The sequence below is a fragment of the Variovorax sp. Varisp53 genome (genome assembly GCF_059491555.1).
In genome coordinates this window covers 6,369,882-6,387,906 of sequence record NZ_CP168512.1, presented here as the reverse complement: position 1 = coordinate 6,387,906, position 18,025 = coordinate 6,369,882, and the positions used below count along the sequence as shown (strand labels likewise).

Here is an 18,025-nt window from a genome sequence, read left to right as displayed (position 1 = left end):
CACTTATGAGCTTCGATCCCGTCTCCAGACTCGACGGCAAGGTCGCCGTCATCACCGGCGGCCTCGGTGCCATCGGCTACGCCACGGCCACGCGGTTTGCCGCGCTGGGCGCGACCTGCGTGCTGCTGCACCGCAAGGGCGACGATGCGGCCGCCCGCGCCGCTGCGCTGCCTTCAGCCAACGGCCAGCGCCACACGGCGATCCGCGCCGACATCGTCGACTCGGCGAGCCTGAATGCCGCCGCCGCGGAGGTGAAGGCCACGCTCGGGCGCTGCGACATCCTCGTCAACAGCGCGGGCCACACGCAACCGGTGCCGGCCGGGGACCTCGATGCGCTGACCGACGAGCTCATCGACGACATCGTGCGCGCCAACTTCCGCGGCGTGTTCGCCACCATCCGCGCCTTCGCGCCGATGCTGAAGGCCAGCGGCGACGGGTTGGTGGCCAACATCTCTTCCATCGCGGGTTTCACGGGCGTGGGCAGCAACCTCGCCTACGTGGCCGCCAAGGCCGGGCTCGACGTGGTCGGCGACGCGCTGGCCAAGGCGCTCGCACCGGCGGTGCGCGTGGTGTCGGTGTCGCCGGGCGCGGTCGAATCGGGTTTCGTGCCCGGGCGCGGGGCGGAGTTCGCGAACAAGATGGCCAGCACCACGCCGCTGGGCCGCATTGGCTTGCCCGACGACGTGGCGGCCACGGTCGAAGCGCTGGCCACCACGCTGCGCTTCGTGACCGGCACGCGCATCGTGGTCGACGGAGGGCGCCACCTGTGAGCACCGCCAAGACACTCATCACCTGCGCGGTCACGGGCAACCTCGTGAAGCCGGAGCAGACACCGCACCTGCCGATCACGCCGGTGCAGATCGCCGACGAATGCCTCGCCGCGGCCGAGGCCGGCGCGGCGCAGGTGCACATCCACGTGCGCCATCCCGAAACCGGCAAGCCTTCGATGGAGGTCGAGCTGTACCGCGAGGTGGTCGAACGCATCCGCCGCGAGAACCGCGAGTTGATCGTCAACCTCACGACCGGGCCGGGCGGGCGCTTCATTCCGAGCGAGGACGACCCGAAGATCGCCGCACCGGGCACCACGCTGCTGCCGCCCGAGAAGCGCGTGGAGCACATCGCGCTCATCAGGCCCGACGTGTGCTCGCTCGACCTCAACACCATGAACTCGGGGCCCGATGTGGTCATCAACACGCCGAAGAACGTGAGGCGCATGGCGAAGGTGATGCGCGAGGCCGGCGTGAAGCCCGAGCTGGAGATCTTCGACTCCGGCGACATCAACCTCGCGCTCGACCTGATCGCCGACGGCACGCTCGACGGCCCGGCCATGTGGACCTTCGTTCTCGGCGTGAAGTACGGCTTCGCGCCCACGCCCGAGACGCTGCTCTATGCGCGCAACATGCTGCCGCGCGGCGCCTTCTGGAGCGCCTTCGGCATCGGACGCATGGAGTTCCCGATCGTCGCGCAGTCGTGGCTGCTGGGCGGGCATGTGCGCGTGGGCATGGAAGACAACATCTACCTCGAGAAGGGCGTGCTCGCCGAGAGCAACGCGCAGTTGGTGGCGAAGGCACGCGACATCCTCGTGAGCCTGGGCGGTGAAGTTGCGAATCCGCGTGAGGCACGCGCGATGCTGGGGTTGCCGGATGCCCGGAGCTAGCGTGGACTCCTGCATCTCTCCATCTTGTGCGCGGCGTCGTTCGGGGCGCGATCCCGCCGACGGGGTACCTTGCTCCGCGAATGTCCCCCGGCCTTCGGCCTCCTCCTTTATTTCGCTGCGCAAGGCACCCCGCCAGCGTGATCGATGGACGCGGTCGTCGATCGGCGGTTCACCAGCAGCGTGCCCTGTGCACAGGGCGTCGGGTGCTCCCCGCAGCGAAATAAAGGAGGAGCCGAAGGCGGGGGACATTCGCGGAGGGGAGTACCCGGCGGCCTGTGCACGCACCCCGAACAACAGCGCCAAGAACACAAGCACCCAGCAACACAGCACGCAGGAAATACCAAAATGAACGTCGCTGCCATGCACACGACCCACACCTCCCGCGCATTGCGCGTGAACGAGAAGGCCGCCAACCTCGACGCACTGCAGCTGCACGCCTCGCCGCAGGCCGAACCCACGCCGCCTCCAGGCCATGCCGTCGTCCGCATCGCCGCCGCTGCAGTGAACCCGAGCGACGTCAAGGCGACGCTGGGCATCATGCCGCAGGCCGTGTGGCCGCGCACCCCCGGCCGCGACTTCGCGGGCACCGTCGTGAGCGGACCATCCGAATGGATCGGCCGCGAGGTCTACGGCTCCGGCGGTGACATCGGCATCACACGCGATGGCTCGCATGCGCGTTACCTCGTGCTGCCCGAACAGGCATTGCGCGCCAAACCCCGCGGCATCTCGATGGACGAGGCCGGCGCGGTGGGCGTGCCCTTCGTCACAGCCTACGAAGGCTTTCGCCGCAGCGGCATGCCGCAGGCGGGCCAAACAGTGCTGGTGCTCGGCGCCAACGGCAAGGTCGGGCAGGCCGCGGTGCAGCTGGCGTCGCAGGCCGGTGCACGCGTGATCGCGGTACAGCGGCGCGCCGGTCCCTTCGAGGGCTTTGCCAGCGGGCCGGTGGACGTGATCGATGCGCGCCACCACGCCGACGTGGGCGCGCAGGTGCGCGAACTCACCGACGGGCGCGGTGCGCACATCGTCTACAACACCGTCGGCAGCGCCTACTTCGAGGCCGCCAACAAGGCGATGGCCAAGGGCGCGACGCAGATCTTCATCGCCACGCACGAGCGCGCGGTGCCCTTCGACATCTTCGCGTTCTACCGGGGCATGCACACCTACGTGGGCATCGACTCGCTGGCGATGGACTGCATCGCCAGCACCGCGCAGCTCGACGCCATGCGCGAAGGCTTCGAGCGCGGCACGCTGAAGCCCTTCCCCGTCGCACGCAGCTTCACGCTCGACGATGCGATCGACGCCTACCGGCTGGTGCTCTCGGGCAGCACCGACCGCGTCGTGCTGCGACCCTGAACCCTGGAGCACCCGACCATGCACGTCACCCGTTTCAACGAAGCGCCGCACTACGAGGCGCCCAACCACTTCGACATGCGCTGCCTGCGCCTGCAAGGCAAGGAGGCCGGGCCGTCCACGCAGATGTGGATGGGCGTGAGCCAGATCCTTCCCGGCGGCCACACCGGGCTCGACGGCTCGCCGATGGAAAAGCTGTATCTCGTGCTCGAAGGCCAGCTGCACGTGGTCGGCGAGATCGACGGCGCGCATCAGGAAGACGTGCTCGAGCCCTACGACAGCTGCCGCTTCGCGCCCGGCGAAAAGCGTCAGCTGGAGAACCGGAGCAACCGGCCGGTGCTGGTCGCGCTGGTGATGCCGAACGCGCCGCCGGCGTAGCGGCCTCCCCTCTTTCAGTCATTCATCGCTCATCGAACAAATCAACGGAGACAAGACGCATGAAGAAGACATCCTCATGGAGCCGCAGGCAGACACTGGCGGCGGCAGCAGCCTTGGCGGCCTGCGCGCTGACCGGCGCCTACGCACAGGGTCCGTGGCCGGGCACGCAGCCGATCAAGCTGGTCGTGCCCTTCACGGCAGGCAGCGGCACCGACATCGTCGCGCGCCTCGTGGCCGAGAAGCTCGGGCCCGCGCTGGGCACCAGCGTGATCGTCGACAACAAGCCCGGTGCGGGCGGCACGCTGGGCGCGGCCATCGCAGCCAAGTCGCCGGCCGACGGCTACACGCTGCTGGTGCATTCGGCCGGCCACCTTGTGAACCCGTGGATCTACAAGGGCCTGTCGTACGACACGATCAAGGACTTCACCGGCATCACGCCGATGGCCAGCCTGCCCAACGTGCTGGTCACCGCGCCCTCGCATTTCGCGAACGTGCAGGACCTCGTCGCGAAGGCCAAGGCCAAGCCCGGCAGCTTCAACTACGGCTCGGCGGGCAACGGCTCGGCCACGCACATGAACGCCGAGGTGTTCCGCCTCGCGGCCGGCATCGACGCGCAGCACGTGCCGTTCCGTGGCACGCCCGAGGCCATGACCGAGGTGATGGCCGGGCGCGTCGACTGGTTCTTCGCGCCGATGGTGTCCGCCCTGCCGCTCATCAAGACCGGCAGGCTGCAGGCACTGGCCGTGGGCACGGGCAAGCGCTCGTCGGCGCTGCCCGATGCGCCCACCACCGCGGAGGCCGGCGTGCCGGGCTCGGAGTACCTGTTCTGGGTCGGCCTGTTCGCACCCGCGAAGACGCCGCAGCCGGTGGTCGACCGGCTGCAGGCCGAGGTCGCGAAGATCATGGTGTCGCCCGAGCTGAAGGAACGGCTGGAGAAGCTCGGTGCCGAGCCGTTCACCATGCCGTCGGCGCAGTTCAACAAGTTCCTCGTGGACGAGACCGGCAAGGCGCAGCAGGTGGTGAAGGCCGCGAGCATCAAGGTCGACTGACATGGCACGCACGCTCTTCACGGCGGCGGCCCTCGCCGCCGGCTTTCTCATGCCCGGTGCCGCGCAGGCGCAACCGGCCGACCTCGTCGTGACCAACGCGAAGATCGCCACGCTCGATGCCGCCGGCACCACCGCGCAGGCGCTCGCCGTGCGCGGCGGCCGCATTGTGGCCGTCGGCAATGCCGCGCAGATGCGCGCGCTCTCGGGCTCCGCGACACGCACCGTAGATGCGGGCGGACGCACCGTCATTCCCGGTCTCATCGACTCGCACATGCACGCGGTGCGCGCGGCGTTGAGCTATTCGACCGAAGTCAACTGGATCGGCGCGGGCACCATCACCGAAGCCATGGCGCGCATCCGCACCGCCGCTACAAATGCCCGCCCCGGCGGCTGGCTGATCGTTGCAGGCGGCTGGACCGAACAGCAGTTCGCGGAGCGCCGACGACCCACGCTCGCCGAGCTGCAGGAGGCCGCGCCGGACCACCCGGTGTACGTGCAGCTTTTCTACGAAGCGGTGGTGATGACGCCCAAGGCACTCGAAGCACTCGGCGTGCCCGCCGGCACCCTGCCTGCGGGCATGAAGCCCTCGCCCGACGGCGCGCCGGGCTGGATGACCGGCGACATCGTCGGCATCTCGGCCCTTTTCGACAAGCTGCCCAAGCCGACCTACGACGACAACGTAGCGGGCACGCGCGCGTTCTTCAGCGAGCTGAACCGGCTCGGCATCACCGGCCTGGTGGACCCGGGCGGCTTCAGCATTGCGCCCTCGCAGTACGCGGCGCTGTTCGAGCTGTGGCGCGAGAAGGCGCTGACGCTGCGCGTGGCCTACAGCGTGTTCGCGCAGAAGCCCGGCGCCGAGCTGCAGGAGTTTCGTGACCTCACGCAGATGCTGCCCATGGGCTTCGGCGACGACATGCTGAAGTTCAACGGCCTGGGCGAACGCGTGACGCTCGCGATGTACAACAACAACTTCCCCGACGAAGCGGTGAAGGCGAAGTTCTATGAGCTCATCAAATGGGCGGCCACGAAGAAGCTCGCGGTCACCATCCATTGGCAGGAGAACGGCTCGGTCGATCATCTGCTCGGGCTGTACGAAAAGCTGAACGCCGAGGTGCCGATCAACGGCCTGCGCTGGTCCATCGCGCACCTGGACGATGCTTCGCCCGAGACGCTCGCGCGCATGAAGGCGCTGGGCATCGGCTGGACCATGCAGGACGCGATGTACTTCCAGGGCGACCGCGCGCTCGCCGTGCGCGGCGACGCGGCGCGCCGCATGCCGCCCATCGGCACGGCCCTGCGCGCGGGCGTGAACGTGGGCGCCGGCACCGATGCGCATCGCGTGGCCTCGTACAACCCCTTCGTCGCACTGCAGTGGATGCTCGACGGCAAGACCGTGAGCGGCAAGATGATGCGCGGGCCCGACGAGACACCCACGCGCGAGCAGGCGCTGCGGCTCTACACGGCGGGCAGCGCGTGGTTCAGCTTCGACGAGGGCAAGCGCGGCACGCTGGAGGTCGGCAAGCTCGCGGACTTCGCGGTGCTCGACCAGGACTTCTTCACCGTGCCGCTGGAGCGCATTGGCAAGACCACCTCGGTGATGACCGTGGTGGGCGGGCGCGTGGTGTATGCAGCGCGGCCCTTCGATGCGGCGACGACTCCGATGGCCAGGGCACCCCAGGGGTTGCAGGCGGCGATTCAGTCGGCCTCGGACGGCGCGCGCTGAAGCGCCCGCCGCACGCGCTCGCGCAGCACCGGCAGCACCTCGCTCTCGAACCACGGGTGGTGCTTGAACCAGCCCGTGTTGCGCGGCGAAGGATGCGGCAGCGGAATAAAGCGCGGTGCGTAGTCGGCAAAGGCCTCGACCGTCTCGGTCACGTTGGCGCGCGCGGTCTTGCCCAGGAAGTGGCGCTGCGCGTACTGGCCGATGAGCAGCGTCAACTCGATGCGCGGCATCTGCGCGAGCAGCCTGTCTTGCCACAGCGGCGCGCATTCCTTGCGCGGCGGCAGGTCGCCGCTGGTGCCGCGGCCGGGGTAGCAGTAGCCCATCGGCATGAGCGCGATGCGTGCCGCGTCGTAGAAGGTGGCGCGGTCGACGCCGAGCCAGCGGCGCAGCTGCTCGCCGCTCTTGTCATCCCACGGCACGCCGGTCTTGTGAACGGTGAGGCTGGGCGCCTGCCCGACGATCAGCAGCCGGGCGCTTGCGCTCGCTTGCACCACTGGGCGCGGCCCCAGCGGCAGGTGCGCCTCGCACGCGCGGCAGGCGCGGATCTCGGCGAGCAGCACATCCACGGCGCCTCAGCCGGCGAACGGGCGGAAGAAGGCGTCGAGTTCGGCGCCCTGCGCCGCGTCCGCGAAACCGTCGAAGCGGCCCTGCACGGCCAGCGTGCGCGCGGCGCGCATGAAGCCGCCCCAGGCCGCGCGCGCCATCGCGCCGCCCACGCTCACGCGGCGCACGCCGAGTTCGGCGATGTCCTGCATCGTGAGTTCGCTGGCCGCGCCGACCAGCAGGTTGACCGGCTTGGGCGCCACGGCCGCGACCACCGCCGCGATCTGCTCGCGGGTCTTGATGCCGGGCGCATAGAGACAGTCGGCGCCTGCATCCGCGTACGCCTTGAGCCGCGCGATGGCGTCGCCGAGGTCCGGGCGGCCGGCGAAGAAGTTCTCGGCGCGACCGACGAGCAGCACGTCGGCGCCCGACGCATCGATGGCCTTGCGCGCGGCGCGCATGCGTTCGACCGCGATGTCGATGGCGAAGAGCGGATCGGCGGCGTTGCCCGTTGAGTCCTCGATCGAGAGGCCTGCCACGCCGGTCTCGATGGCCAGACGCACGCTCTCGGCCACGCCTTGCGCGTCGGCGGCAAAGCCGTTCTCGAAGTCGGCATTCACGGGCAAGTCGGTGGCATCCACCAGCTCACGCAGATGGGCAAGGATCGATTCGCGCGACATCGCGCCGTCGGCCCGGCCGTGCGACCACGCGAAGCCCGAGCTGGTGGTGGCGAGCGCCTTGAAGCCCATGCCCGCGAGGAAGCGCGCGCTGCCCGTGTCCCACGGGTTCGGAATGACAAAACAGCCTTGTGCATGGAGCGCCCGGAAGTCGGCGCGTTTCTGGGCGATGGTGCGGGTCATGGGAACCTGGGCTTTCTTTCGGTATGCGCGACGGCGAGCTCCGCATTCTGACGCGGCCCTGTCCGCACGTCACGACGTTGCGCAGTCCGGCAATTCGGTGTCTGATCGCGCCCCATGTCCTACGTCATTGCGCTTTTCATCCACCTGCTCTGCGCCGCCTTCTGGGTCGGCGGCATGGCCACCATGCACTTCGCAGTGCGCCCTTCTGCTGTCGCCACGCTGGAGCCGCCATTGCGCCTGCGCATGATGGCCGCGACGCTGCGGCGCTTCTTCGTGGGGGTGGACGCATCGGTCACGCTGCTGTTCGTGACCGGCGTGACGATGATCCTCGCGGCCGGCGGCTTCCGCGCCGTGCACTGGCGCATCGAGGCGATGATGAGCATCGCGATCGTGATGGCCGCGATCTATATCTACATCCGCGCGTCGGTGTTCAGGGCGCTGCGGCGCGCGGTGGACGAAAGCGCATGGCCAGCGGCGGCCGCGCGGCTGAACACCGTGCGCCAGCTGGTGATCGTGAACCTGGCGCTGGGGATTGTGGTGTTCGGGGTTGCGACCATAGGACGGGCGGGGTAGGCAGCGCCCGCCACGCCCCCTGCCTCACGAAGCCTGGACGAAACGGTAGTCCAGGTGCGTCACCAGCGCCGAGCCGTCGGCGCGCACGGGCACCAGCTTCATCTCGCCGGGTGCGAGACCGTCGAGCAACCGCTTTCCCGCGCCCAGCAGGTTCGGCGCGACGTGGATCGTGCATTCGTCGAGCAAGCCCGCCCGGATGGCCTGGCGGACGGTGTCGACGCCGCCGGAGATGCGCACGTCCTTGCCGCCGGCCGCGGCCTTGGCTTGCGCCAGCGCGCTCGCGAGGCCGTCGGTCACGAAATGGAAGGTGGTGCCGCCCTGGCGCACCCAGGGTTCGCGCGGCGAATGCGTGAGCACGTACACGGGCGCGCGGAACGGCGGGTTCTCGGGCCAGCCGACCTCGCCTTCGTCGAACATGCGCCGGCCCATGACGTAGGCACCGGTGCGTGCGAACACATGCTGGACCCGCGCGTCGTCGGGCGTGCCCTGCTCGCCACCGCCGCCGGGAATGCCGAGGATTTCGCGGAAGGTGGCGGTCTGGAAGATCCAGCCGTGCATGGCGCGGCCGCCGTCGCCCATCGGATTGCCGGGGCTGGCGTTCGGGCCCGCCATGTACCCGTCGAGCGAGATGCCCACGTCGAAGAAGACCTTGCTGCTCATACGTCGCTTTCCGGCGGCGAAGCCGGCCTGGGTTGCAGAGAAGGCGGAGTCTATGCGCGAGCCCGCCCGCTGCAAACAGGGGGCGGGCCGCGCGTGTCGACGCAGAGGCTCAGACGAGGTTCAGCTCGACATGGATGTTGCCGCGCGTGAGCTTGGAGTACGGGCAGGTCTGGTGCGCGGTGTCGACCACGGCGCGCGCGGTCTCGCGGTCCAGGCCCGGCAGGCTCACGTTCAGGCGCGCCTGCAGCACGTACTGGCCTTCCTGCAGCACCAGGTCGACCTCGGCATCCACCGCCAGGTCGGCCGGCAGCTTGACCTTCAAGCCGCCCGCGGCCTTGCCCATGGCACCGATGAAGCAGGCCGACCAGCCGGCCGCGAACAGCTGCTCGGGGTTGGTGCCCGTGCCGTTGCCGCCGGGGGGCGACAGCTGGATGTCGAGGTTGCCGTCACTGCTGCGCGATGCGCCCTGGCGGCCGCCGGTGGTGTGGGTCTTGCCGGTGTAGAGAACTTGCTTGTCGGTCATGGTGCTTCTTCGGATGAGAGGGGATCGCGGTGAAGGTGGCGTTGTGCGGGCCGGGCTCAGAGGGCCAGGCGGTCGATGCCGTGGGCCGTGGCAACAGCCTGGGCGCGCACCGCGGCGCGGTCCAGCGTGCTGGTGAAGCGCTCGTCGGGGCCGGCGCCTGCACCGTCTGCGTAGATGTTGCCGGCGCGGGCCGCGGCGATGGCGCCGGCGCGGGCCTGGGCACGGTCGCTCAGGCCGGCCACGACGGCGGGCACGCCTGCGGTGGCGCCGTCGGCGTACGGGTCTGCACCGTGGGCGGCGACCACACCCGCGGCCTGCACGGCGGTACGGCTGGCGGACGACTGGAATTGCAGGACGCCCTGGTAGTCCTCTGCGCTGGCGCCGATGGCGAAAGCGGAAAGAGCGGCGGCGGCGATCAGGAGCTTGGTGGTTTTCATGGCAATGTCTTTCAAAGATGAAGGGTGAAGGAGTCGGTTGAACACCATCGCCTCCTCGGTGCATGTGTCGTCGGTGGCGATGTATGAATTACATCGGCGGGCTGTATCCACGATGTGTCGAGCCACCGGCAGATTTGCATGCGCGTGTGTACGCCGCGCCGGCCAGACACAGTGGCGTACAAATCGGAAAGGAAAGCCGGGGAAAGGCGGCCGCGCAGAGGGCAACCGACCGGCCGGGCTGCAGCTAGGCGGCCGGGCCCTTGAGCTCGACGGTGTTGCCGTCGGGGTCGCTCAGGTAGATCGACGGGCCGTAGCCCTCGGCGCCGAAGTTGTTCTGCACGTCGCCGTGAAGGGCCACGCCGTGGCGCGCCATCAGCGCGCGGATGCCCGCTTCGTCGAAGGGCTCGACGCGCAGGCAGAGGTGGTCGACGTTGCGGCCCTCGGCGCCGGGCAACGCACCGCCCTGGCGGCCCAGCGGGCCGTCGGGCGTGACGAGATCGATGAGGCTGGCGCCGGCGCGCAGGTGCACCAGGCCCAGGTCGTCGCGGCGCTTCTCGACGGTGCAGCCGAGCACGTCGACATAGAACGCGACGGCGCGTTCCATGTCCTTCACGCGCAGCACGATGTGGTCGATGCGCAGCACCGAGAACGGCGGGCGCACCGGGTTCGTCATGCCGGCCTCTTCTTCAGACGACGCCGGCTGAGCGCAGGGCATCGAAGCGTGCCGCATCGATGCCCATTTCCGCCAGCACTTCCTGCGTGTGCTGCCCCAGCGCCGGCGGCGCATGGCGCAGCACCGGCGGCGTGGCCGTGAGCCGCAGCGGGCTCGCCACGCCGGTGATGCTGGCGATGCCGTCGCCCGCGTCGCGCGGCTGGGTGACCTTCAGGCCGCGCGCCTGGACTTGCGCATCGTCGAAGGCCTGCGCGATGTCGTTGATCGGGCCGCAGGGCACGGCCTTGTCTTCGAGCAGCGCGACCCACGCGGCCGTGGTGCGGGTGCGCGTGAGTTCTTCCATCATCGGGATCAGCACCAGGCGGTGCTTCACGCGCAGCGTGTTGGTCGCGAAGCGCGCGTCGCTCGCCCATTCCGCGTGGCCGGCCGCTTCGCAAAAGCGTGCGAACTGCCCGTTGTTGCCGATGGCGAGCAGCATCGAACCATCCTGCGTCGGAAAGTCTTGATACGGCGCGAGGCTCGGGTGCGTGTTGCCCTGGCGGCCGGGCGCCTTGCCGGTGTTGAGGAAGGCGCTGGCCTGGTTCGCGAGGATGGCCATGCCCACGTCGAGCAGCGCCATATCGATGTGCTGGCCTTCGCCGGTGCGTTCGCGCACCTGCAGCGCCGCGAGGATGGCGGTGCTGGCGTAGACGCCGGTGAACAGGTCGGTGAGCGCCACGCCCACGCGCAGCGGACCGCCGCCGGGCACGTCGTCGGGGCGGCCGGTGATGCTCATCATGCCGGTCATGGCCTGGATCATCAGGTCGTAGCCCGCGCGCTCGGCGTACGGGCCGTCGTGGCCGAAGCCGGTCACGCTGCAGTAGATGAGGCGCGGGTTGGCCGCGCGCAGGCTCTCGTGGTCGAGGCCGTATTGCTTGAGGCCGCCGGTCTTGAAGTTCTCCACCACGATGTCGGCCTGCGCCACCATCTGCTTGAGCAGCGCCTGCCCGTCGGGCGTGGCCATGTCGATGGTGACGGAGCGCTTGTTGCGGTTGCAGGACGTGAAGTAGCTGGCCTGGTCGGTGTCGTTGCCGTCCGCGTCCTTGATGAAGGGCGGGCCCCAGGTGCGCGTGTCGTCACCGACGCCGGGGCGTTCGATCTTGACGACGTCGGCACCCAGGTCCGCGAGGATCTGCGTGCACCACGGGCCCGCGAGCACGCGGGACAGATCGAGGACCTTGATGCCGTCGAGTGCTGCGGGCTTCGTTGTCATGCGTGTCAGTTGGCGAAAGCTGCGATGCCGGTGATGGCGCGGCCAAGAATAAGCGCGTGGATGTCGTGCGTGCCTTCGTAGGTGTTGACCACTTCCAGGTTCACCAGGTGGCGTGCCACGCCGAACTCGTCGCTGATGCCGTTGCCGCCCATCATGTCGCGCGCCAGGCGGGCGATGTCCAGGGCCTTGCCGCAGTTGTTGCGCTTCATGATCGAGGTGATCTCGACCGAGGCCGTGCCTTCGTCCTTCATGCGGCCCAGGCGCAGGCTGCCTTGCAGGCCCAGCGTGATCTCGGTCTGCATGTCGGCCAGCTTCTTCTGGATCAGCTGGTTGGCGGCGAGCGGGCGGCCGAACTGCTTGCGGTCCAGCGTGTACTGGCGGGCGCGGTGCCAGCAGTCTTCGGCGGCGCCGAGCGCGCCCCACGAGATGCCGTAGCGGGCGCTGTTCAGGCAGGTGAAGGGGCCCTTGAGGCCTTGCACTTCGGGGAAGGCGTTTTCTTCGGGGCAGAACACGCCGTCCATGACGATCTCGCCGGTGATGCTGGCGCGCAGGCCGACCTTGCCGTGGATGGCAGGGGCGCTGAGGCCCTTCATGCCCTTCTGGAGCACGAAGCCGCGGATCGGGCCGACCGTGCCGCTTTCGCTGACTTCCTTGGCCCACACGACGAACACGTCGGCGATGGGCGAGTTGCTGATCCACATCTTCGAGCCGCTGAGCGAGTAGCCGCCCGGCACCTTCTTGGCGCGCGTGGCCATGCTGCCGGGATCGGAGCCGTGGTCGGGTTCGGTCAGGCCGAAGCAGCCGATCCATTCGCCGGTGGCGAGCTTGGGCAGGTACTTCTGCTTCTGGCCTTCGGTGCCGAACTCGAAGATCGGCACCATCACCAGCGAGCTCTGCACGCTGGCCATCGAGCGGTAGCCGGAGTCGACGCGCTCGACTTCGCGGGCGATCAGGCCATAGGCCACGTAGTTGAGGCCGGGGCCGCCGTACTGTTCGGGGATCGTGGGGCCGAGCAGGCCGAGCGCGCCCATTTCGCGAAAGATGGCGGGGTCGGTCTCGCCGGTGCGGAAGCCCTCGATGACGCGGGGCGCGAGGCGCTCCTGGCAGTAGGCATTGGCCGCGTCGCGGATCATGCGTTCTTCGTCGGTCAGTTGCTGGTCGAGAAGAAGGGGATCGTCCCAGTGGAATTGCGCTTTGGCGGCCATGTGCTGTCTCCGGAAGAGGAAAAGAGAAAAGAGGGAATGGAGCCGATGCTAGCCACGCAGGGGCCATGACGCAAACGAGGAATCCGCACCCAGATATGCGGCGAAAGAATGTCTTGCAAGATGTTGGCGAGGCACCTTCATTGAAGAGGACCTGATTCCAGTCATACACTCCCGGCATACATGCGCCGCAAGATCCCACCCCTGCAAACCCTCGTGTGCTTCGACGCCGCCGCGCGCCACGAGAGCTACACGCGCGCCGCGCAGGAACTCGCCCTCACCCAGAGCGCGGTGTCGCGCCAGATCGGCACGCTCGAAGCCTTCCTGGGCGTGGCGCTGTTTCGCCGCACGCGGCACGGCGTGGCGCTCACGGCGAGCGGTGCGGCCTATGCGCGGCAGATCACCAAGCGGCTCGAGGCGATGGAGCGCGACACGCTCGACGCCATGGCGCACCAGGGCGAAGGCGGTTCGCTCTCGCTGGCGGCCGTGCCCACTTTCGCCACCCGCTGGCTGATGCCGCGACTGAAGGGCTTCGCGGCGCTGCAGCCCGACGTGGTGGTGCACATCGAGACGCGCACCCGCCCCTTCCTGTTCGCCGATGCGGAGTTCGATGCGGCGCTGTATGCCGGCACGCCCGCACAGGTCGAGAACTGGGCCGGCACGCACGCGCTGCTGCTGATGCATGAAGACGTGGTGCCGGTGTGCAGCCCTTCTCTGCTGCCGCGCGGCAAGGCCGTGGCGCCGGCAGCCATCGCGAAGATGCCGCTGCTGCAACAGAGCACCCGGCCCGACGGCTGGCGCCAGTGGTTCGATGCGCAGCAGATCGACGCGCCCAATGCGCGCGGCGGCCCGCGCTACGAGCTGTTCTCGATATTGGCCGCGGCCGCGTCGCACGGGCTCGGCGTGGCGCTGATGCCGACGATGCTGGTGGCCGACGAACTGGCGCGCGGCGAACTGGTGGTGGCCTGCGCGCGGCCGCAGTCGGGCGAGCGCAAATATTACCTCGTGACGCCGGAGCGCGCCGACCAGCGGCCGCTGCTGAAATTCTTCAGCGACTGGCTGCTGGCGCAGGCACGGCAGGAGCCCGGGCGCGAGACGGCTTGAAGGGGCCGGCGACCTTCTCGAGCCACGGATCGCAGACGGCCCGCAATTCAGGGTCCATGTCGAACTTGGGATCGCGCGCATCGAACAGGACCGACTTCTTCGCCTGCGCCCGCACCAATGCGAAAGCGCTCTTCCCGGAACGGCTGTTGTCGAACATCAGCGTCATGTTCGCGATCTGCGCCGCATGGCCGACCGCCGCCTGCGTGCGGGGAAAGCGCTCGATCAGCTTCCTGCGGTCCACGTCGTGGCCGCCCTGCTGCTTGCGGGTGCTCACGCGAAAGATGGACATGTCCACCGAGACCAGGCCGACGAAAAGCAGCACGACGAAATACCCCGCCTCCTGCATCGCGCGGATGTCGTCCGCCTTCGACGCATGGCCGCCGCCGGGCAGCGGCTTCCAGTGGGAGAACACCGTCTCGAACGCAAACGGCATGCGCTGGTCCATCACCAGGCTCTTGAAGGCGCGCACGCCTTCCTGGGACAGGACCTGCCATTTCTCGTCGTCGTCGCGCAGGCGCTGGGCCCAGGCGGGGATGTGCCCGGTGGCGGGGTCGGCGTCCGGCAGGATGGACATCATCATCCGGTCGGCGTTGATCAGCGGCATCTGCAGCGATGCCGCCAGGCGCGAATACCAGAGCGTGGATTTTCCGGAGCCGTTGTGGCCCGCCAGGACGAAGGCCACCGGACGCGGGCCGCGCGTCTGCTCGAGGAGCTTCCCGAGCTTCGGTGGGCGGCGGCTCACGCCTTGCTCGCGCGGAACCTGCCGTCGACCAGGCGGCCAATGACCTTGGTGCCGTCGGCTGCTTCGCGAATGACCTGGGTCGGATCCTGCGGGTAGGCGGAGTAGGCGAATATCCGGGCCGCGTTGGGTCCGCGGAAGACGACCGACCTGTCGATGCCGGGCTTGTCGAGTGCGCGGGCCGCCTTCTTCAGCAGTTCCGTCGTGTTGTCCTCGGGGCGGACCACGGCGCGTGGAGCCTTGCCGATCTTGACCAGCGCCATGCCGCGCCCCAGGGTCGCCACCGATCGGCCCTGGACCATTTGCCCTGCCGAGCCTTCGCGTGCGATGGTTTTTGCTCTTGCCATGGCCGGATGATCGCTCAAAACGGAAGCCGCCCGCCACCTGCTGCGCCAAAGCCCGCACCGCCGCATACCCGCGTCCGGAAACGGCGAGCCTTGCAGCCCCGCAGGCGAGACACTGCGCGCATGACAGCCCCAGCCTCCCAGGTCGACGCCCTCGACTGGCCCCGCATCGAAGACGACCTCGCCACCCGCGGCTGCGCCACCACCGGCGCCGCGATCTTCACCCCGAAGGAATGCGCCGCCCTCGCGGCCATGTACGACCAGCCCCGCCACTTCCGCAGCCGCGTCGTCATGCAGCGCCACGGCTTCGGCCAAGGCGAGTACCAGTACTTCGCCAACCCGCTGCCGCCAAAGCTCACGGCATGGCGCAGCGCGCTGTACGAACGCCTCGCGCCGCTGGCCAATGCATGGGCCGCGGCGATGGGCCTGCCGGCCGACTACCCGCCGGACCATGCCGCCTACCTCGCGCGCTGCCACGCGGCGGGCCAGCTGCGCCCCACCCCGCTGCTGCTGCGCTACGACGAGGGCGACTACAACTGCCTGCACCAGGACCTGTACGGCGACCTGCAGTTCCCGCTGCAGCTCACCGTGCTGCTGAACCGGCCCGGCGAAGACTTCACCGGCGGCGAGTTCGTGCTGACCGAACAGCGCCCGCGCATGCAGTCGCGCGCCGAGGTGGTGTCGCTCGCGCAGGGCGAGGCGGTGATCTTCGCGGTCAACCAGCGGCCGGTGGCGGGCACGCGCGGCAGCTACCGCGTGACGATGCGCCACGGCGTGAGCCGCGTGCGCTCGGGGCGGCGGCATACGCTGGGCATCATCTTTCACGACGCCCGCTAAGGCGGCTCCCCGGCCACTGCGGCGCCGTGCAACGCCGCACGGAAAGCCGAAGTCGACGAAAATCACGCCCGCCTCCGGCGCCCACCAGGATCCCCGACACCAACGATCGAGGCCGTGAGCCCGCCGGAAGCCGGCCCGCGGCCTCGATGCAGCGGGCGCGCTCGAGTGGTCGTCAGGGAGCTGTATGAACAAGAAGTCGTCCGGGAATCCGGAAGCGGCGGGAAAGCCGTCGATCGAATCCGCGGCCGCGCCGGCCGCACCGCCCGGGCGTTCGCGCCGCTTCAGGGTGGACGTGGGCACCATCGTCAGTGCCGTGGCGCTGACACAGTCGCTGTTGCTGGTCTCGCTGGGTTACTGGGGGTCGCAGCGGCTGGTGTCGCGCATCGGCGTGTCCGCGCACAGGGCCAACCACCACCGCACCGAGGACAAGGTGCTGGCCTTCCTGCAGAAGGCCGAGTCGGTCGTCAACGCCGTGGGCACCGCCCCCAGCCTGCGGCCAGCGGGCGAACACGCCGAAAGAACGGCCGAGCTGCTGTGGACGCTGCTGCAGCAGTCGCCCGAGCTCGACAGCATCTACGTCAGCAACGAGAAGGGCCAGATGCTGATGGCGCTGCGCTACCCGGTGCCGGCCATGCGCCACATCGAGCGCGGCGCGAGGTTCACCACCGAGACGTGGCAGTACATGCTGCCGCTGGACGCCGAGGCCGACGTGCAGCAGCGCTACGCCACGCAGCGCGTCGCATCCTTCCGCAGCAGCTACGACCCGACGCAGCGCGGCTGGTATTTGCAGGCCCGCAAGGCACAGGGGCCGGTCTGGACGCAGCCGTACGTATTCGCCGCCGCGCAGGAGCTGGGCGTGACCTACGCGCTGCCGAGCCAGCGCAGCTATGCGGACAACGCAGCGCAGGCCATGGTGGTGGCGGGCGATGTGTCGCTGGGACGGCTGTCGGAATTCGTGCGCCAGTTCAGCAGCGACGGCTACGGCGACAGCGCACTGCTGAGCGCCGACGCCCGCGTGCTCGCGCGCAGCGACATGCCGGGCGTGCTGCACCAGCTGGAGCCGCCGACCGGCGTGCTCGGCGCCTTGCACGCGAACACGGTGATCGGCGGCACGGCGGGCAGTGGCTCGAACAGGAAGTTCTCCTTCACCTACGAAGGTCGCCGCTACCTGGTGCAGGCCTCGCGCATTCCCAGCACCGGATGGCAGCTCGTGAGCTGGGTGCCCGAAGACATGCTGCTGGGCGAGCTGCACCGCGCGGTGCTGTGGGGCCTGTTGCTGGCGCTGGCCTTCCTGGCGATCGCGCTGTTCATCTCGCTGAAGCTGTCGAAGCTGGTGACCTCGCCGGTGGAGAATCTTTCGCACATCGCGCGCAGCATCGGCCTGCTGGAGCTCGACAACCTGCCGCGCGAACCGAGCCGCGTGCTCGAGATCCAGCACCTGGACCAGGCCCTGGACGACTCGGCGCGCAGCCTGAAGGCCTTCAGCAAGTTCGTGCCGGTGGACGTGATCAACCAGCTGATCGACGCGGGCCATGCGCTCGCGCCCTCCGGTTCGTCGCGCCGCGTGACGGTGATGTTCACCGACGTGGAGGGCTTCACCTCGATTTCGGAATCGCTGGACACCGACGTGCTGGTGAGCATGCTGACGGAGTACTTCAACCTGGCGGCGGGCGTGTTCGCACGGCACGGCGGCGTGGTCGACAAGTTCATCGGCGACGGGATCATGGTGCTGTGGGGCGCGCCCTCCGACCTGAAGGACGCGGAATACCAGGCCTGCGTGGCCGCGCTGGAGCTGCACGTGGAGATGGGCGAACTCAACCGCAAGTGGCACGAGCAGGGGATGCCGAGGTTTCGCACCCGCATCGGCATCCACACCGGCATGGTGATCGCGGGGGTGCTCGGTTCGAACGACCGGCTGTCCTACACCGCGTTCGGCGACGCGATCAACGTGGCGAGCCGCATCGAGGGCATCAACAAGCAGCTCGGCACGCAGACGCTGATTTCCGAGGCCACCTTCGCGGGGCTCGGCGGCCGGCTTCACGCACGCCGCATCGAAGAATTGGTGGAGCTGCGCGGCCGGCAGACGCGCATGGTGCTCTATGAGCTCACGGCCTGAACTCA

General features: G+C 69.1%; 20 protein-coding genes. 10 read left to right on the top strand and 10 right to left on the bottom strand.

Features of this window, described 5'->3' with window-relative positions; all coding sequences use genetic code 11:
- The first annotated feature begins 5 nt into the window (after window positions 1-5).
- From ACEOAB_RS30110 to ACEOAB_RS30085, 6 genes are all read left to right on the top strand, one after another.
- Window positions 6-770 carry an SDR family NAD(P)-dependent oxidoreductase gene (locus tag ACEOAB_RS30110; RefSeq protein ID WP_413748942.1) on the top strand — a complete coding sequence of 255 codons (765 nt, stop codon included), beginning with the start codon at window positions 6-8 and terminating at the stop codon, window positions 768-770.
- The gene (locus tag ACEOAB_RS30105; RefSeq protein ID WP_413748941.1) at window positions 767-1,657 is read left to right on the top strand and encodes a beta-keto acid cleavage family enzyme; all 891 of its coding nucleotides are present in this window, start codon (window positions 767-769) and stop codon (window positions 1,655-1,657) included. The genes ACEOAB_RS30110 and ACEOAB_RS30105 overlap by 4 nt, the downstream gene beginning before the upstream one ends.
- A gap of 345 nt (window positions 1,658-2,002) precedes the next feature.
- On the top strand, window positions 2,003-3,010 hold the full coding sequence (locus ACEOAB_RS30100) for a quinone oxidoreductase family protein (RefSeq protein WP_413748940.1): 1,008 nt from the start codon (window positions 2,003-2,005) through the stop codon (window positions 3,008-3,010).
- A gap of 18 nt (window positions 3,011-3,028) precedes the next feature.
- Window positions 3,029-3,385 carry a cupin domain-containing protein gene (locus ACEOAB_RS30095; RefSeq protein WP_007832571.1) on the top strand — a complete coding sequence of 119 codons (357 nt, stop codon included), beginning with the start codon at window positions 3,029-3,031 and terminating at the stop codon, window positions 3,383-3,385.
- 59 nt (window positions 3,386-3,444) lie between these two features.
- Complete coding sequence (locus tag ACEOAB_RS30090; protein WP_413748939.1) at window positions 3,445-4,434, top strand: tripartite tricarboxylate transporter substrate binding protein; 990 nt, start codon at window positions 3,445-3,447, stop codon at window positions 4,432-4,434.
- Window position 4,435: 1 nt separating this feature from the next.
- Window positions 4,436-6,157, top strand: a complete 1,722-nt coding sequence (locus ACEOAB_RS30085) for an amidohydrolase (protein WP_413748938.1) — start codon at window positions 4,436-4,438, stop codon at window positions 6,155-6,157.
- Here ACEOAB_RS30085 and ACEOAB_RS30080 read toward each other — a convergent pair.
- Window positions 6,130-6,723 (bottom strand): uracil-DNA glycosylase family protein, encoded by a 594-nt coding sequence (locus ACEOAB_RS30080; RefSeq protein ID WP_056600252.1) that lies wholly within the window; start codon window positions 6,721-6,723, stop codon window positions 6,130-6,132. The two genes, ACEOAB_RS30085 and ACEOAB_RS30080, sit on opposite strands and share 28 nt — an antisense overlap.
- Before the next feature lie 6 nt (window positions 6,724-6,729).
- The gene (locus ACEOAB_RS30075) at window positions 6,730-7,560 is read right to left on the bottom strand and encodes an isocitrate lyase/PEP mutase family protein (protein WP_413748937.1); all 831 of its coding nucleotides are present in this window, start codon (window positions 7,558-7,560) and stop codon (window positions 6,730-6,732) included.
- A 114-nt stretch (window positions 7,561-7,674) separates the two neighbouring features.
- On the opposite strand from ACEOAB_RS30075, the gene ACEOAB_RS30070 reads away from it, so the two are divergent.
- Entirely contained in the window at window positions 7,675-8,133 is a 459-nt protein-coding gene (locus ACEOAB_RS30070; protein WP_413748936.1) for a CopD family protein, read from the top strand.
- A 24-nt stretch (window positions 8,134-8,157) separates the two neighbouring features.
- Here the strand turns inward: ACEOAB_RS30070 and ACEOAB_RS30065 are convergent, their stop codons facing one another.
- The 6 genes from ACEOAB_RS30065 to ACEOAB_RS30040 form a co-directional block, all read right to left on the bottom strand.
- A complete protein-coding gene (locus tag ACEOAB_RS30065) occupies window positions 8,158-8,793 on the bottom strand; it encodes a dihydrofolate reductase family protein (protein ID WP_413748935.1) in 636 nt (211 codons plus the stop codon).
- Window positions 8,794-8,902: 109 nt separating this feature from the next.
- A complete protein-coding gene (locus ACEOAB_RS30060; protein ID WP_056600239.1) occupies window positions 8,903-9,316 on the bottom strand; it encodes an organic hydroperoxide resistance protein in 414 nt (137 codons plus the stop codon).
- 56 nt (window positions 9,317-9,372) lie between these two features.
- Complete coding sequence (locus tag ACEOAB_RS30055; protein WP_235508145.1) at window positions 9,373-9,753, bottom strand: helicase SNF2; 381 nt, start codon at window positions 9,751-9,753, stop codon at window positions 9,373-9,375.
- A 244-nt stretch (window positions 9,754-9,997) separates the two neighbouring features.
- Window positions 9,998-10,426, bottom strand: a complete 429-nt coding sequence (locus ACEOAB_RS30050; protein WP_056600368.1) for a VOC family protein — start codon at window positions 10,424-10,426, stop codon at window positions 9,998-10,000.
- A 13-nt stretch (window positions 10,427-10,439) separates the two neighbouring features.
- A complete protein-coding gene (locus ACEOAB_RS30045; protein WP_495653329.1) occupies window positions 10,440-11,678 on the bottom strand; it encodes a CaiB/BaiF CoA transferase family protein in 1,239 nt (412 codons plus the stop codon).
- A gap of 5 nt (window positions 11,679-11,683) precedes the next feature.
- Complete coding sequence (locus ACEOAB_RS30040) at window positions 11,684-12,883, bottom strand: acyl-CoA dehydrogenase (protein ID WP_413749429.1); 1,200 nt, start codon at window positions 12,881-12,883, stop codon at window positions 11,684-11,686.
- Between the two features lie 180 nt (window positions 12,884-13,063).
- Between ACEOAB_RS30040 and ACEOAB_RS30035 the strand changes: the two genes are divergently transcribed.
- On the top strand, window positions 13,064-13,984 hold the full coding sequence (locus ACEOAB_RS30035) for a LysR substrate-binding domain-containing protein (RefSeq protein ID WP_495653328.1): 921 nt from the start codon (window positions 13,064-13,066) through the stop codon (window positions 13,982-13,984).
- On the opposite strand, the gene ACEOAB_RS30030 is transcribed toward ACEOAB_RS30035, so the two are convergent.
- Both ACEOAB_RS30030 and ACEOAB_RS30025 read right to left on the bottom strand, forming a co-directional pair.
- On the bottom strand, window positions 13,929-14,726 hold the full coding sequence (locus tag ACEOAB_RS30030) for a zeta toxin family protein (RefSeq protein ID WP_413749428.1): 798 nt from the start codon (window positions 14,724-14,726) through the stop codon (window positions 13,929-13,931). The genes ACEOAB_RS30035 and ACEOAB_RS30030 overlap by 56 nt on opposite strands.
- A complete protein-coding gene (locus ACEOAB_RS30025) occupies window positions 14,723-15,070 on the bottom strand; it encodes a hypothetical protein (RefSeq protein WP_413749427.1) in 348 nt (115 codons plus the stop codon). Before ACEOAB_RS30025 ends, ACEOAB_RS30030 begins: the two co-directional genes overlap by 4 nt.
- A gap of 120 nt (window positions 15,071-15,190) precedes the next feature.
- On the opposite strand from ACEOAB_RS30025, the gene ACEOAB_RS30020 reads away from it, so the two are divergent.
- Entirely contained in the window at window positions 15,191-15,904 is a 714-nt protein-coding gene (locus ACEOAB_RS30020) for a 2OG-Fe(II) oxygenase (RefSeq protein ID WP_413749426.1), read from the top strand.
- 184 nt (window positions 15,905-16,088) lie between these two features.
- The gene (locus ACEOAB_RS30015; RefSeq protein WP_413749425.1) at window positions 16,089-18,020 is read left to right on the top strand and encodes an adenylate/guanylate cyclase domain-containing protein; all 1,932 of its coding nucleotides are present in this window, start codon (window positions 16,089-16,091) and stop codon (window positions 18,018-18,020) included.
- Window positions 18,021-18,025: the final 5 nt, after the last annotated feature.

What these genes read in the sequence shown, in the direction of transcription:
- ACEOAB_RS30110 (WP_413748942.1), top strand. Translation starts at nt 6, where the DNA reads ATGAGCTTCGATCCCGTCTCCAGACTCGACGGCAAGGTCGCCGTCATC.
- ACEOAB_RS30100 (WP_413748940.1), top strand. Translation starts at nt 2,003, where the DNA reads ATGAACGTCGCTGCCATGCACACGACCCACACCTCCCGCGCATTGCGC.
- ACEOAB_RS30095 (WP_007832571.1), top strand. Translation starts at nt 3,029, where the DNA reads ATGCACGTCACCCGTTTCAACGAAGCGCCGCACTACGAGGCGCCCAAC.
- ACEOAB_RS30090 (WP_413748939.1), top strand. Translation starts at nt 3,445, where the DNA reads ATGAAGAAGACATCCTCATGGAGCCGCAGGCAGACACTGGCGGCGGCA.
- ACEOAB_RS30085 (WP_413748938.1), top strand. Translation starts at nt 4,436, where the DNA reads ATGGCACGCACGCTCTTCACGGCGGCGGCCCTCGCCGCCGGCTTTCTC.
- ACEOAB_RS30075 (WP_413748937.1), bottom strand. Translation starts at nt 7,560, where the DNA reads ATGACCCGCACCATCGCCCAGAAACGCGCCGACTTCCGGGCGCTCCAT.
- ACEOAB_RS30070 (WP_413748936.1), top strand. Translation starts at nt 7,675, where the DNA reads ATGTCCTACGTCATTGCGCTTTTCATCCACCTGCTCTGCGCCGCCTTC.
- ACEOAB_RS30065 (WP_413748935.1), bottom strand. Translation starts at nt 8,793, where the DNA reads ATGAGCAGCAAGGTCTTCTTCGACGTGGGCATCTCGCTCGACGGGTAC.
- ACEOAB_RS30060 (WP_056600239.1), bottom strand. Translation starts at nt 9,316, where the DNA reads ATGACCGACAAGCAAGTTCTCTACACCGGCAAGACCCACACCACCGGC.
- ACEOAB_RS30055 (WP_235508145.1), bottom strand. Translation starts at nt 9,753, where the DNA reads ATGAAAACCACCAAGCTCCTGATCGCCGCCGCCGCTCTTTCCGCTTTC.
- ACEOAB_RS30050 (WP_056600368.1), bottom strand. Translation starts at nt 10,426, where the DNA reads ATGACGAACCCGGTGCGCCCGCCGTTCTCGGTGCTGCGCATCGACCAC.
- ACEOAB_RS30045 (WP_495653329.1), bottom strand. Translation starts at nt 11,678, where the DNA reads ATGACAACGAAGCCCGCAGCACTCGACGGCATCAAGGTCCTCGATCTG.
- ACEOAB_RS30040 (WP_413749429.1), bottom strand. Translation starts at nt 12,883, where the DNA reads ATGGCCGCCAAAGCGCAATTCCACTGGGACGATCCCCTTCTTCTCGAC.
- ACEOAB_RS30035 (WP_495653328.1), top strand. Translation starts at nt 13,064, where the DNA reads ATGCGCCGCAAGATCCCACCCCTGCAAACCCTCGTGTGCTTCGACGCC.
- ACEOAB_RS30025 (WP_413749427.1), bottom strand. Translation starts at nt 15,070, where the DNA reads ATGGCAAGAGCAAAAACCATCGCACGCGAAGGCTCGGCAGGGCAAATG.
- ACEOAB_RS30020 (WP_413749426.1), top strand. Translation starts at nt 15,191, where the DNA reads ATGACAGCCCCAGCCTCCCAGGTCGACGCCCTCGACTGGCCCCGCATC.
- ACEOAB_RS30015 (WP_413749425.1), top strand. Translation starts at nt 16,089, where the DNA reads ATGAACAAGAAGTCGTCCGGGAATCCGGAAGCGGCGGGAAAGCCGTCG.